11 protein-coding genes are annotated in these 13937 nt (G+C 58.9%); 6 read left to right on the top strand and 5 right to left on the bottom strand.

Translation table 11 applies throughout. The annotated features are described in order from the left end of the window. Nucleotides 1–16: 16 nt before the first annotated feature. Nucleotides 17–2620, bottom strand: coding sequence for a bifunctional lysylphosphatidylglycerol flippase/synthetase MprF (gene mprF, locus J7394_RS02075; RefSeq protein ID WP_209250590.1), 2604 nt, complete (start codon nt 2618–2620; stop codon nt 17–19). Nucleotides 2621–2707: 87 nt separating this feature from the next. After that, a complete protein-coding gene (locus tag J7394_RS02070) occupies nt 2708–3136 on the bottom strand; it encodes an Lrp/AsnC family transcriptional regulator (RefSeq protein ID WP_170469819.1) in 429 nt (142 codons plus the stop codon). Nucleotides 3137–3223: 87 nt separating this feature from the next. On the opposite strand from J7394_RS02070, the gene rocF reads away from it, so the two are divergent. Both rocF and J7394_RS02060 read left to right on the top strand, forming a co-directional pair. Further along, nucleotides 3224–4144: an arginase gene (gene rocF, locus J7394_RS02065; RefSeq protein WP_209250588.1), complete on the top strand. Its 921-nt coding sequence runs from the start codon at nt 3224–3226 to the stop codon at nt 4142–4144. After that, nucleotides 4144–5187 carry an ornithine cyclodeaminase gene (locus tag J7394_RS02060; RefSeq protein ID WP_209250586.1) on the top strand — a complete coding sequence of 348 codons (1044 nt, stop codon included), beginning with the start codon at nt 4144–4146 and terminating at the stop codon, nt 5185–5187. The genes rocF and J7394_RS02060 overlap by 1 nt, the downstream gene beginning before the upstream one ends. Nucleotides 5188–5448: 261 nt before the next feature. Here the strand turns inward: J7394_RS02060 and J7394_RS02055 are convergent, their stop codons facing one another. From J7394_RS02055 to dctP, 3 genes are read right to left on the bottom strand one after another with little or no spacing between them, the layout of a single operon-like run. Next, a complete protein-coding gene (locus J7394_RS02055) occupies nt 5449–6852 on the bottom strand; it encodes a TRAP transporter large permease (protein ID WP_209250584.1) in 1404 nt (467 codons plus the stop codon). 3 nt (nt 6853–6855) lie between these two features. Further along, nucleotides 6856–7485 (bottom strand): TRAP transporter small permease subunit, encoded by a 630-nt coding sequence (locus tag J7394_RS02050; RefSeq protein ID WP_209250582.1) that lies wholly within the window; start codon nt 7483–7485, stop codon nt 6856–6858. 58 nt (nt 7486–7543) lie between these two features. Then, the gene (gene dctP / locus J7394_RS02045; protein WP_209250580.1) at nt 7544–8560 is read right to left on the bottom strand and encodes a TRAP transporter substrate-binding protein DctP; all 1017 of its coding nucleotides are present in this window, start codon (nt 8558–8560) and stop codon (nt 7544–7546) included. A gap of 405 nt (nt 8561–8965) precedes the next feature. Here dctP and acs point away from each other — a divergent pair, with 405 nt between their 5' ends. The 4 genes from acs (at nt 8966) to J7394_RS02025 (ending at nt 13884) form a co-directional block, all read left to right on the top strand. Continuing rightward, nucleotides 8966–10930, top strand: a complete 1965-nt coding sequence (acs, locus tag J7394_RS02040) for an acetate--CoA ligase (protein WP_209250578.1) — start codon at nt 8966–8968, stop codon at nt 10928–10930. 7 nt (nt 10931–10937) lie between these two features. Beyond that, the gene (locus tag J7394_RS02035; protein WP_170376643.1) at nt 10938–11621 is read left to right on the top strand and encodes an adenylate kinase; all 684 of its coding nucleotides are present in this window, start codon (nt 10938–10940) and stop codon (nt 11619–11621) included. A gap of 181 nt (nt 11622–11802) precedes the next feature. Next, nucleotides 11803–12084 (top strand): DUF4212 domain-containing protein, encoded by a 282-nt coding sequence (locus tag J7394_RS02030; RefSeq protein WP_209250576.1) that lies wholly within the window; start codon nt 11803–11805, stop codon nt 12082–12084. Nucleotides 12085–12099: 15 nt separating this feature from the next. Continuing rightward, nucleotides 12100–13884, top strand: coding sequence for a sodium:solute symporter family protein (locus J7394_RS02025; RefSeq protein WP_209250574.1), 1785 nt, complete (start codon nt 12100–12102; stop codon nt 13882–13884). Nucleotides 13885–13937 lie beyond the last annotated feature (53 nt).

Here is a 13937-nt window from a genome sequence, read left to right as displayed (position 1 = left end):
ACCCGAAACGCTCGCACTATTTGGTCAGGCCCCGCAGCCCCCCTGAGATCAGGATATTCACCTCATACAGGATACGCGGCGCGGCAAGTCCTCCGGGACTGGCGAGGTAGTTCGGGCTCCATTCCGGATCGAACTTCTGTTTGAACGCGCGCAGCCCTTCGAAGTGATAGAATTGCTCTCCGTGTTCGTAGACGAACCCTCCGATCCGGTTCCAAAGGGAGGCGAGCTGACGGTTCTCGATCCCCGAAAACGGCGCCGCGCCAAGTGAGAACCAGTGGAAGCCCTGCTCGGCCCCCCAGGACATCATCTCGGCGAACAGGGCATCCATAACGAAGCTGGGGCTTTCCGGTTCGTACCGCATCAGGTCCAGAGAAAGCTCGGACTTATTGCCACCTTGAAACAGGTTGGCAAAGGCCATGATCTGACCGGTTTCTCCGTTCCGCAACACGGCGTGATCGAAGTAGGACAGATAGTCATCATCAAATCCACCCAAGGCGAAGCCTTTCTCGGCCCCTGCTTTTTGCTCTAGCCAGTGATCGGAAATCGCCCTCAGTTCCGGCAGGACGGGCGCAAGGTCTTCCTTTGGAATGATCTCGAACACATAGCCTTCCCGCTCGGCCCGGTTCTTGGCCTGACGGAAGCGTTTGCGGGATTTGCCGTCCAGCGAGAAGTCTTGCAGCGGCACGCGTGCGACCTCTCCGATCTTGAGGATCGACAGGCCGAGGTCCAGAAACGTCGGCAGGTACTTGGTCGAAACGCTGTAAAAGGCGCAGAGTTTGCCTTCTCGATCCGCCATTTCGCGCAGTTGCCAGACCAACTGCTTGCCAGCCGCTTCATCGCCCACAGGCTCGCCCTTTGAAATGATGGCATTGCCCGTGTCGGCATAGGCGATGAACGCGGACTCATCAGGTGCGATCAGGAATTGCTTGTCACCAGTCAGGGAAATCTGGGATTCTGTATCTTCGCTTTCCATCACCAGCTTTTCGACGCATTCTGGGATTTCCGTCCGCACAGGCACCGGAATCTCGCGTCCGAACAAGGACGTAACGGCCACAATCCCAAGGATGACCGCCACCACGAGGCTGGAGCGCAGGAAGCGGGAGGCATCGCCATTCCATGCGAACTCCCACCACAGCGCGTTCTGGTATTGCACGTGGGAGTAGGCAAACAGGCCAATCCAGAAGATAACGGCGAGCAGCGCCACAACGCTGACCAGCCAGGGGATGTTCAACCGGAAGATCGACGCGCCGCTAACACGGTAGAACGCACCACGGAACAGCGCCAATACGGCGATTGTGGCCAACATGCCAAGCGCCTCATGCGTGTCCAAACCCTTGGCCAGAGACGCGGCGAAGCCCGCGACCATCAGCAACATCGCGACCACCCACGCACGGTAGAGCTTGCGGAAGAGCCCGCGCGACACGAGCAGCAGCAGCACACCGACGGCACTGCCTGCCAGATGCGAGGCCTCGACAAAGGACAAGGGCAAAACCTCGCGCAACGCGCCGAGGCTTTTGCTGTCCGTCGGCAACGCGCCCCAGACCAGCAGGATGATGCCAGCAACCGCAGTCACCCCGGCTGCAACCATCGGCACAATGGGGCGAATGGCGCGGTACACCCATGTCCCTGCCCCGATAATCCTGTGGCGTTGCGTCAGCGCCGAGGCAACGGCGATGGACAGGCTGGCGATGGCGAAGGGCAGGAACGTGTAAACGACGCGGTAGAGCAGCAGCGCCGCAATAACATCCGACCGACCCGAGGCCCCTAGCCCTGCGATCAGCGTCGCCTCAAATACGCCAATACCGCCTGGCGCATGACTGACGATCCCCACGGCAATCGCGGCGATGAAAATGGTGAAGAAATACGGATACCCAACCCCAAGGTCGTCCGGCATCAGCACGTATAGGACCATGGAGGCCCCGGCCAGATCGCCAATCGCCGCCAGCGTCAGGCATGAGGCCAGCTTGCCGCCCGGCAGTTGGAAGCCAATCCCCAGAACCTCCAGCCGACGCCCACCGGTGGAGAGCCAGACAAAAACGGTGATCAACGCGCCAAGCAGCCCCAAACCGATGACGGTTTCAACCGTCGCGCTGATCGGCAGCGCTTTCGAGATACCGTCAGGATGAAAGGTCAAAAGCAGGCCGAGGACCAAAACCAGCCCCGTCCAGAACGCCACCCAGGACGTGGCTATGACCCCGGCAACGCGGCTCAGATCAAGGCCCAGAGACGCATATATCCGATATCGGATGGCCGTTCCGGTGATGTAGGAAAAGCCCAAACAGTTGGACACCGCATAGCCACTGGCTCCGGCCATTCCTGCAACCGGCAGAGGGACCTCTCCGTCTGCCACGCTTTGAACTGCGAAGACATCGTATAGAGACAGCGAAAAGAAACTGACCGCCGTCCAACACAGAGCATAAAACATCACGCGCCAAGACGTTTCCGAGATGTCCGACTGCACATCCGCCCATTTCACATGCGAGGACAGCTCATGCAGAACCGTCAGCGCGATCAGGGTGACAAAGATCGGGATGGCGATGCGGACCCATGGCTTCTCAAGGAATGCGGTGATCTTTTCGGCCAATTGCACGGCCCGTGGTTCGTGCTGCTGAGTGGTCATATTCGATAAATCCCGCCTGTATCCCCGCCGACTGTCGCACAATTTCCGTGGCCGACAAAGCGTAACGGCCCGTTTCACGCAGCGTTTTCAGAACCTTCCCTTACGCGTGGACAGAAGAAGGTTCGTCTCAGACCGGGTGATCCCTTCCATACGGCGGATCTGGAACAAGACCTCATCGAGTTCGGCCAGCGTGTCCGTACCGATTTCAGCGATCAGGTCCCAGCTTCCATTTGTCGAATGCACGGCGCGCACCTGTCGTAGCGCTCCGATCCGGGCCATAGTGCGTTCTGTCCCGCGCCCCTCGATCTCAAGCATCATCAGGCCCCGAACCGGGCTTTGCGCCACATCGCGCTTGGTTTGAACGGTAAAGCCCACGATCTCGCCCGATTGTTTGAGGCGCTGCAGCCGGCTGCGCACGGTGGTACGCGTGACGCCAAGCGTCTCGGCCAGCTCAGACAGCGACGCCCTTGCGTCCCGATGTAGCGCGCTGAGCAGTCTGTTGTCCAAATCGTCCATGAATAGCTTCCTTTTCGGATATTCACCTTTCTAATTGAGCAATTTGCTCTCTTCACGCAAGACAGACTGTCACGTTACATGAAGCATATGGATACGAAGAACATAGTTTTGGTTGGTGCCCCCATGGACGCGGGCAAGCGTCGGCAGGGTTGCCGAATGGGCCCCGATGCCTACCGTGTGGCCGGGCTGGATCGCGCGCTTACGGATCTTGGTCATACGGTGATCGACTACGGAGATGTCGCCCCGGATGCGGTCGAGATCCCAGACCACTCCCACCTTTTCGCCCTGCCCGAGTGCATTGGGTGGACGCAGGCTTTGGCCCGAGTCGCCGCAGAAGTCTCGCCCCAAGGTGTGCCAATCTTCATGGGCGGCGATCATGCCTTGTCGATGGGAACCGTTGCCGGAATGGCGGATCATGCACAGCGCATCGACCGGCCTCTTTTCGTTCTGTGGCTCGACGCCCATAGCGATTTTCACACCCCCGGCAGTACAGACAGCGGCAACCTGCATGGAACACCTGTCGCCTACTTCACCGGGCAGCCCGGATTCGAAGATTTTCCACCCTTGCCCGCCATGGTTCCAACCAATCGCGTTGGAATGATCGGATTGCGTTCGGTCGATCCCGCAGAACGCGCCGCGCTTGAGAAGAACCACGCCATGCTGGCCGATATGCGCAGCATTGACGAACATGGGATCAAAGCCCCACTCATGGCCTTTCTGGACCGCGTGAGGGCCGAGAACGGCATCCTTCACGTCTCATTGGATGTCGACTTCCTCGACCCCGCGATCGCGCCCGCCGTCGGAACCACCGTGCCCGGAGGCGCCACAGAACGCGAGGCCCATCTGGTCATGGAGCTTCTGCACGAAAGCGGGCTGGTCTGCTCCCTCGATCTGGTCGAGTTGAACCCCTTTCTGGATGAACGCGGACGCACCGCAAAACTCATGGTCGATCTGGCCGCATCCCTGATGGGACGCCGGATCTTTGACCGCCCCACTCGGAGTTTCTGATGACTGCACCCTCAGACAAGGCCCTGGTGCCCTTTGTTTCCGTCGACAACATGATGCGGCTGGTTCACCATGTCGGCGTCGAAAAGATGATCATAAGGATCGCCGAGCAGATCGAGGCCGATTTCAAACGCTGGGAAAGCTTCGACAAGACCCCTCGGATTCCGGCGCATTCCCCGCATGGGGTGATCGAACTTATGCCTACTTCAGATGGTGAGGCCTACGGCTTCAAATACGTCAATGGCCATCCGAAGAACACCTCTGAAGGGTTGCAAACGGTAACGGCCTTTGGCCTGCTCGCGGATGTCTACACGGGCTACCCGACGCTTCTGACCGAGATGACCATCCTGACCGCCCTACGGACGGCGGCGACATCAGCTTTGGTCGGTCGGTATCTCGCCCCTAAAGGTGCGACCACAATGGCCATGATCGGCAATGGCGCGCAGTCCGAATTCCAATGCCTGGCCTTCAAGGCCATGTGCGGTATCGACACCGTGCGGCTCTATGATACGGACCCGAACGCCACCGCCAAATGCGCGGCCAACCTGCAAGGCAAAGGCCTGAACATAGTGCCTCGTAAAACCGCCGAAGAGGCGATTGAGGGCGCGCAGATCATCACCACCTGCACCGCCGACAAGAAATACGCCACGATCCTGACCGACAACATGGTCGGCCCCGGCGTCCACATCAACGCAATTGGCGGCGACTGCCCCGGCAAAACCGAACTGCATCGAGATATCCTTCTGCGCTCGGAGATATTCGTGGAATACCCCGAGCAGACGCGGATCGAGGGCGAAATTCAGGCCTTGGAGGATGACCATCCCGTCACCGAATTGTGGCAGGTCATGACCGGTCAGGCACGCGGTCGGACAGACGATAAGCAGATCACGCTGTTCGACAGTGTCGGCTTCGCCATCGAGGACTTCTCGGCTCTTCGGGTCATCAAGAGCGCGGTCGCGGAGACAGACTTTTTTGAGCCGCTAGATATGCTGGCCGACCCTGACGATCCTCGCGATTTGTTCGGGATGCTCATGCGCGCGGGCTAAACCGCGCCCGATCCTGCACCGGGTCAGTGTCGAAAAGGGGGCTCTGCCCCCGCCGCCCGTTCCGGGCGACTCTCCCGGGATATTTTTGGCCAGATGAAGAAACGGATCGTTAACCTAGCTCAGTACTCTTGTTTTTGCGGTACAGGCGGGGACGCCGATGACCGCGCCAGGTGAAGCTCTCCGACGTTGATGTTGGAGAGCGGATCCCTGCTTCATCTGGCTAAAAATATCCCGGAGCGCGAGGCAGAGCCTCGCAAACTCCTAGCCTGCCAAAGACGGCAAGTAGAGAACGATGCCCGGAAACGCTACAAGCAGCGCAATGGTGGCCGCGTCTGCCAGGAAGAACGGGGTGACACCCTTAAAGACATCCTGAACACTCAGGTCCGGCCGGACCCCGGCAACAACAAAGCAGTTCAGACCGATGGGCGGCGTGATCAGGCAGAACTCGGCCATTTTCACCACCAGAATCCCAAACCAGATCGCGCACATCGGGCCGGACATGCCAAAAGCGCTGTCTGCGGCGCTGACGGTTTCCCCTCCGTTCAGGGCCATGACGGCGGGGTAGACGACTGGCAAGGTCAACAGCAACATCCCGATGGCATCCATGAACATGCCCAACACCGCATAGGCCAAAAGGATGCAGATCAGGATCAGCATTGGCGACATTTCAAGTGAGGTGATCCAATCGGAGAATGCGCCCGGAAGGTCTGCAAAGCCCAGGAACCGCACGTAGATCAGCACGCCCCAGATGATCGAGAAGATCATGGCCGTCAGCTTGGCTGTCTCTAACAGAGCTGATTTGAATTCGGGCCAGCGCATGCCATGAACCAGGGCGAAGCAGAAGACGATGAACGCGCTTATGGCTCCGCCTTCGGTCGGGGTGCCCCACGCCTGTTCTCCGAATGGGTTGTAGACGAAGCAGATGATGATCAGAATGACGGCAACGATCGGGATCGCCCCGGGCAGCGCTTGGAACCGCTGTTTCCAAGTGAAACCGGTGACCGGAGGGCCAACGGATTTGAACACAACCGCGATTCCAACAATGAGCAATCCGTAGATCACGGCAGAAAACGCTCCGGGAATGAAGCCGGCCAGTAGCAGCTTGCCGACGTCCTGCTCGACGATGATGGCATAGATCACAAGGATGGCTGACGGCGGGATCAGCGAGGCCAGCGTCCCTCCGGCGGCAACGACGCCTGCGGCGAAGCGCTTGTTGTAACCAACGCTCAGCATTTCGGGAATCGCGATACGGGCAAACACAGCCGAGGTGGCGACCGAGGCACCAGAGACGGCGGCAAACCCTGCCGTGGCGAATATGGTAGAGACCGCGAGGCCTCCGGGCACCCAGGCGATCCAGCGTTTGGCCGCTTCGAAAAGCGCGCGCGTCAAGCCCGCGTAGTAGGCAAGGTAGCCTATCAGAATGAAGGTCGGGATCAGGCTGAGCGTATGGGCGGCAACCTTAGAATGCGGCACCTGCCCCGCCGTTTTGACGGCAACGGTGAGAGCTTTGCCAAACCGGTCGGGATCGTAGCCGAACTTGGCCCAGAATATCCAAACCAAGCCGAACAGCCCGGCCAGACCTGCCGCAAAGGCCACGCGCATGCCTGTGACCACAAGGACCAGCAGCCCAGCCGTTACCCAAAGGCCGATGTCTATCGTGTCCATCTGCTAGTCCTGCCCTTCGAACTGCTCTGCCTCTGCGGCAGCCTGGGCGGCGGCGTCTTGAATCAAGGGCACCGCCACGGGTGCCTCAAGCCCCAGAACGAACGCGCGGCCATAGCCCCAGATCTGCAACACCAGCCGGAGTGACAAGACCGAGAACGCAACAGGGGCCAGCAGTTTCGCAGGCCAAAGCGGGATGCCGATGTCAATTGAGCTGTCGCGGCTCCACATCGGCGCGCCGAAATCAAAGGATCGGTCGAAATGGGACCAGCTGCCCCAGACCAATGCGAGCATCAGGACAAGGATCAGGACTACCGAGATCAGCTCGAACAGCCAAAGCGCCCGTCCGTGCAGACGCGAGATCACAATGTCCATCCGGATATGGCCGCCATCGCGCTGCACGTAAGAGATGCCGAGAAAGGCGATCAGTGGCATCGCCTGTTCGATCCAGTCCACATAGCCCGGCAACGGCGCGTTTATCGCGTTGCGGCCGCTGACCGAGACGACGGCCAGGACCATCAGCCCAAAGACGGCTATTCCGCTGATCAAGGCAAGAGCCCGCTCTAACTTCAGCAAGTGCTGATCTATCTGGCTGAGGCGACTGCCATCTTCCAGCACCGTGGCCTGTCCCGCCATTCCGGTGATCCCCTTTGTCAAGAAAGGCCGGGCGCAAGGACGCGCCCGGTGAATGTGATCAGTTGCCGCCGCGCTGTTGCGTCAGCGTGGTCTGAACCAGATCGTAGAGGTCCTGCGCTGGCAGGCCTTGCGCGCTCATATCCGCAATCCACTGTTCGCGGATCGGATCAGCCGCCTTGGTGCGGAACTCTTCGATGACCGCATCGTCAATCATCACCTTCTGCACGCCCTTTTCTTCCAGAACACCATCCCATTGCTCCAAAAGCCCAGCATAGTTGGCCAGATAATGCGCGATGGCCTCGTCAATCGAACTGTCGAGCGCTTCGCGGTGTTCGGGTGACAGCGCTTCATACGCGTCGATATTCGCAACTACTGGGCAGTTCACGGTGCCGGGATTAAGGTTTGCAGTCCACCAATCCGCCTCATTGATCGTGCCGAAAGACAGGTGCGCGTGCTGCGCGAAGGCGACGGTATCGACCACACCCGATTCCATGGCGTTGAACGCCTCAGTCGCAGGGACAGAGGTTGGGACACCGCCCACGGCCTCAAACGCTTTGCCCAGACCACCTGTTGCGCGGACACGCATGCCTTCAAACGCGGCCAGATTATCGCGTGGATCGCCGGTGCCGACCAAATTGTACTGCGGCATGGGCGAGGTCATAAGAATACGTGCATTCCATTGCGCCATCTCTTCGGCCACCGCGGGGTGATCATAGACCGCATGGCTGACGGCAACCTCTTCTTCCAGATTGTTCACCCCCAGAAACGGCAGCTCCAGCACGGTAATCGCGCGGTTCTTGTCGCGGTGATAACCGGCACAGAACTGCGCAATCTCGAATGCGCCGATCTCGATCCCATCCAGATTCTCGCGCGGCTTCGACAGGCCGCCATAGCTGACATTGATCGTGAACTCTCCGTCGGTTTTTTCCGAGACCAGCTCGGCCAGCTTTTCGACATGTTCGGTAAAGGCGCGGCGCTTGCCCCAGACCGAGGCGTTCCATTCGGTGGCTGCGGCCTCGGACACGAAGGCAACGCCAAGCGCGGCGACGGCGGCACCGCTCAGCATCTTTTTCATAATATCTTCTCCCTTTGATGCGCCCCCTCCCGAGGCGCTTGGAAAGATGCTAGCGCCAACATGTATATGTGCCAACCCCCGCGGTCCGTCAGGTGATTTTCAGCCGGTCTTTGGGTTTTCCCTATTTCACCACATGCGGGCAGATATGCGCTTGTGATCAGTGTAAATGGCATTACAGGTTTTTCTTTGTTTTTATTTGCCTTTTTCAGTTCATGAAGATTTTATTGACTCTTTGCCTCCTTTTGAAAAAATTTCTTTACAAACAAATTCAAGGAATACGGCAATTTATTTCATTATTTTCTGAACCCCGTCATACTTCGATTGGGGAGGAACGGGATCGACAACGCTCAAAAAACGGGCAAGAGACGTCCCATAGTTATCCAGCCTAGAGGGAGGAGCCTCAACATGACCACCGCTGCCCAGGCAGATGCCAAGACCTATCCGCCAACCGCAGAGACCGTTGCGCGGGCGCATGTCGATGCCGCGAAATATGAAGAGATGTATGCCGCATCGGTTAACGACCCGGACGCGTTCTGGGGCGAACACGGCAAGCGGATCGACTGGATCAAGCCCTTTACGCAGGTCAAGGATGTCAACTACGATTTCGGCTCGGTCAAGATCAACTGGTATGCCGATGGTACTCTGAACGTCTCAGCCAACTGCCTGGATCGCCATCTGGAAACGCGCGGCGATCAAACCGCAATCATCTGGGAACCCGATGATCCAAATGATGCGGCCCAACACATCACCTATGCCGAGTTGCACCGCCGCACCTGCCGCATGGCCAATATTCTGGAATCCATGGGCGTGCGCAAAGGTGATCGCGTCATCATCTACCTTCCGATGATCCCCGAGGCCGCCTATGCAATGCTGGCCTGCGCGCGCATCGGAGCGATTCACTCGATCGTTTTTGCAGGCTTCTCGCCTGACGCTCTGGCGGCCCGTGTCAATGGCTGCGACGCCAAGGTCATCATCACCGCGGACGAAGCCCCACGTGGCGGCCGCAAGACTCCGTTGAAGTCGAATGCAGATGCGGCGCTGCTGCACTGCAAGGACAGCGTCAAATGTCTGGTGGTCAAGCGCACCGGTGGTCAGACCACATGGATCGACGGTCGTGACTATGACTACAACGAAATGGCGCTGGAGGCTGATGACTATTGCGCCCCCGCCGAGATGAGCGCCGAAGACCCGCTGTTCATTCTTTATACGTCGGGTTCGACCGGTCAGCCCAAAGGGGTTGTGCATACGACAGGCGGCTATCTGGTCTATGCCTCGCTGACGCATGAGATCAGCTTCGACTACCACGAAGGCGATGTGTACTGGTGTACGGCAGATGTGGGTTGGGTGACCGGCCACAGCTATATCGTCTATGGTCCGTTGGCCAATGGCGCGACCACGCTGATGTTCGAAGGCGTTCCTACTTTCCCCGATGCGGGTCGGTTCTGGGAGGTCTGCGCCAAGCACAAGGTCAATCAGTTCTACACTGCCCCCACCGCGATCCGCGCGCTGATGGGTCAGGGCAACGAATTTGTTGAAAAGCATGACCTGAGCGATCTGCGTCTCCTGGGCACAGTAGGCGAGCCGATCAACCCCGAAGCCTGGAACTGGTACAATGAGGTTGTTGGCAAGGGCAACTGCCCGATCGTTGACACCTGGTGGCAGACCGAAACCGGCGGCCACATGATGACCCCCCTGCCCGGCGCACACGCGCTGAAACCCGGATCGGCGCAAAAGCCGTTCTTCGGCGTACAGCCCGTAGTTCTGGACCCTCAATCCGGTGTTGAGATCGACGGCAACGGAGTCGAAGGCGTGCTCTGCATCAAGGACAGCTGGCCCGGTCAGATGCGCACCGTCTGGGGCGATCATGAGCGGTTTGAGAAGACCTATTTCTCGGACTACAAAGGCTATTACTTCACCGGAGACGGCTGCCGTCGTGACGAAGATGGTGACTACTGGATCACTGGCCGCGTCGATGACGTGATCAACGTCTCGGGTCACCGCATGGGCACCGCCGAGGTCGAAAGCGCGCTGGTGGCACATGCCGCCGTGGCCGAGGCCGCCGTGGTGGGCTATCCCCATGAAATCAAAGGACAAGGCATCTATTGCTATGTCACTCTGATGAACGACCGTGAGCCTTCGGATGAACTGCTCAAAGAGCTGCGCACCTGGGTCCGGACCGAGATCGGCCCAATTGCCTCGCCTGACGTCATTCAGTGGTCCCCCGGTCTTCCCAAGACACGCTCGGGCAAGATTATGCGCCGTATCCTGCGCAAGATCGCCGAAAACGACTTTGGCTCGCTGGGCGATACGTCCACTCTGGCCGATCCGTCGGTTGTCGACGACCTGATTGCAAACCGAGCGAATAAGTGAGGGCATGATGGACGCTGCGACCATGACAACTCCTGCCGTTCTCATCCTTCTCGGCCCTCCGGGCGCCGGGAAGGGCACTCAGGCGCGCATGCTGGAAGACAAGTTCGGGCTGGTGCAACTCAGCACCGGTGACCTTCTGCGTGCGGCCGTTGCTGCAGGCACCGATGCCGGAAAGGCCGCGAAAGCGGTGATGGAGGCAGGCGAGCTGGTCAGCGACCAGATCGTCATCGACATCCTGCGTGACCGTATGGCGGAACCCGACTGTGCCAAGGGAGTCATCCTCGATGGCTTCCCCCGCACCACCGTTCAGGCCGAGGCGCTGGATGGTCTTCTGGCGGAAAAGGACCAGAAGATCAGCGCCGCGATCAGCCTTGAGGTTGAGGATGCGGAAATGGTGATCCGGATCTCGGGCCGCTACACCTGCGCCGGTTGTGGTGAAGGATACCACGACACGTTCAAGAAACCGTCGGTCGACGGCACTTGCGACAATTGCGGTGGGACCGAGTTCAAGCGCCGGGCGGATGACAACGCGGAAACCGTTGCCTCACGCCTGAGTGCCTATCACGCACAGACAGCCCCACTGATCACCTATTACGACGGGCAGAGCGTTCTGAAGCGGACGAACGCCATGGGCAAGATTGAAGACATCGCGCGCGACCTGGAGGACATCGTCGCCAGCGCGGTGAATTAAGGGAGGGAGACAGGTCGTAAGACCTTGATCCTTAAACAGAATACTTCGATGCACCGCCTTGGCGGAACAGAGGAGTTTTGTCAGATGCCACGGGGTATCTGTCACATTCGAGAAGCGGTCCGGCGCGCTGGAGGAACGAAGCAAAGGACCGCCCAACGAGGAAGCGAAGGAGGAACCCGCAATGGCGGATCAATCTACCAACTCCGCGCAGACTGCCTCAGCCGACAAGGGCTATTGGCAGGCCAACCTGCGCCTCATCTACATCAGCCTCGCGATCTGGGCGCTGGTGTCGTTTGGATTCGGCATTCTGCTGCGTCCGCTGCTGTCCGGCATTTCTGTTGGCGGTACCGATCTGGGCTTTTGGTTTGCTCAGCAGGGATCAATCCTGGTCTTTCTGGTGCTGATCTTCAACTACGCCTGGCGCATGAACAAGCTGGACGCCGAACACGGCGTGGACGAATAAGGGAGCGCGGGGAACATGGATCAGTTTACCATCAACCTGCTGTTTGTTGGCGCATCCTTCGCGCTATACATCGGCATCGCGATCTGGGCCCGTGCGGGTTCCACATCTGAATTCTACGCTGCCGGTCGCGGCGTTCACCCGGTCACCAACGGTATGGCGACAGCGGCGGACTGGATGTCTGCGGCCTCGTTCATCTCGATGGCGGGCCTCATCGCCTTTACCGGCTATGACAACTCGACCTTCCTGATGGGTTGGACCGGTGGCTACGTGCTGCTGGCTTTGCTGCTTGCGCCTTACCTGCGTAAGTTCGGCAAATACACGGTCTCGGAATTCATCGGCGACCGTTTCTACAGCCAGACTGCACGCGTTGTTGCCGTGATCTGCCTGATCGTAGCGTCGGTAACCTACGTGATCGGTCAGATGACCGGCGTTGGCGTAGCCTTTGGCCGCTTCCTTGAGGTTTCGAACACATCCGGTCTGCTGATCGGTGCCTGTGTCGTGTTTGCATACGCGGTGTTTGGCGGGATGAAGGGTGTGACCTACACCCAGGTTGCTCAGTACTGCGTGCTGATCACAGCCTACACCATCCCGGCGATCTTCATCTCGCTGCAGCTGACAGGCACGCCGGTTCCGGCACTGGGCCTGTTTGGAGACACCGCAAGCGGTGAACCTCTGCTGACCAAGCTGGACGCCATCGTGACCGAACTGGGCTTTGCTGAATACACGGCCCACCACTCGAACACGTTGAACATGGTGTTGTTCACACTGTCGCTGATGATCGGTACTGCCGGTCTGCCGCACGTGATCATGCGCTTCTTCACCGTGCCGAAAGTGTCTGACGCACGTTGGTCGGCTGGTTGGACGTTGGTCTTCATCGCACTGCTTTACCTGACTGCTCCGGCTGTTGGTGCAATGGCGCGTCTGAACATCACCGACATGATGTGGCCCAATGGTGGCATCGATGGCGGCGCCGTTTCGGTCGAAGCGATAGATACAGATCCGCGTTATGACTGGATGCAAACTTGGCAGAAAACCGGTCTGTTGGATTGGGAAGACAAGAACGGCGACGGCAAGATCCAGTACTATAACGACAAGTCCGAAGCGATGACCGCCATCGCGGAAGAAAAAGGCTGGGTCGGAAACGAGCTGACCAAGTTCAACCGTGACATCCTGGTTCTGGCCAACCCCGAAATCGCCAACCTGCCGGGTTGGGTGATCGGTCTGGTCGCTGCAGGTGGTCTTGCGGCTGCTCTGTCGACCGCTGCGGGCCTTTTGCTGGCGATCTCGTCGGCGGTGTCCCACGACCTTGTCAAAGGTGCGATCAATCCGAATATCTCGGAAAAAGGTGAACTGCTGGCCGCGCGTATCGCAATGGCCGTAGCGATCCTGGTTGCAACCTATCTAGGTCTGAACCCACCGGGCTTTGCGGCGCAAACCGTGGCGCTTGCGTTCGGTCTGGCGGCTGCCTCGATCTTCCCGGCGCTGATGATGGGGATCTTCTCGACCCGCATCAACAACACCGGCGCGGTTGCTGGTATGCTGGCTGGTCTGGTTGTCACTCTGGTCTATATCTTCCTGCACAAGGGCTGGTTGTTCATTCCTGGCACCAACTCGTTCACCGATGCTGATCCGCTTCTGGGTCCGATCAAGTCGACCTCGTTCGGCGCCATTGGTGCAATGATCAACTTCGCAGTTGCGTATGTTGTTGCCGGCATGACCAAAGAGACTCCGCAGGAGATCAAAGATCTGGTCGAAAGCGTACGCATTCCCCGTGGTGCGGGCGCAGCTCAGAACAAATGAGCCTGATGCGGCCTGAGGTTCTTGCCAATGGCCGCGTCTTTCGATCCACTACT

The organism is Ruegeria sp. R13_0 (genome assembly GCF_017743995.1).
Lineage (GTDB): Bacteria > Pseudomonadota > Alphaproteobacteria > Rhodobacterales > Rhodobacteraceae > Ruegeria.
This window is presented reverse-complemented; position numbering and strand designations above follow the sequence as displayed.

Coding starts and splice junctions, on each gene's coding strand:
- acs (WP_209250578.1), top strand. CDS start 8,966: ATGACCACCGCTGCCCAGGCAGATGCCAAGACCTATCCGCCAACCGCA.
- mprF (WP_209250590.1), bottom strand. CDS start 2,620: ATGACCACTCAGCAGCACGAACCACGGGCCGTGCAATTGGCCGAAAAG.
- dctP (WP_209250580.1), bottom strand. CDS start 8,560: ATGAAAAAGATGCTGAGCGGTGCCGCCGTCGCCGCGCTTGGCGTTGCC.
- J7394_RS02025 (WP_209250574.1), top strand. CDS start 12,100: ATGGATCAGTTTACCATCAACCTGCTGTTTGTTGGCGCATCCTTCGCG.
- rocF (WP_209250588.1), top strand. CDS start 3,224: ATGGATACGAAGAACATAGTTTTGGTTGGTGCCCCCATGGACGCGGGC.
- J7394_RS02070 (WP_170469819.1), bottom strand. CDS start 3,136: ATGGACGATTTGGACAACAGACTGCTCAGCGCGCTACATCGGGACGCA.
- J7394_RS02030 (WP_209250576.1), top strand. CDS start 11,803: ATGGCGGATCAATCTACCAACTCCGCGCAGACTGCCTCAGCCGACAAG.
- J7394_RS02060 (WP_209250586.1), top strand. CDS start 4,144: ATGACTGCACCCTCAGACAAGGCCCTGGTGCCCTTTGTTTCCGTCGAC.
- J7394_RS02035 (WP_170376643.1), top strand. CDS start 10,938: ATGGACGCTGCGACCATGACAACTCCTGCCGTTCTCATCCTTCTCGGC.
- J7394_RS02055 (WP_209250584.1), bottom strand. CDS start 6,852: ATGGACACGATAGACATCGGCCTTTGGGTAACGGCTGGGCTGCTGGTC.
- J7394_RS02050 (WP_209250582.1), bottom strand. CDS start 7,485: ATGGCGGGACAGGCCACGGTGCTGGAAGATGGCAGTCGCCTCAGCCAG.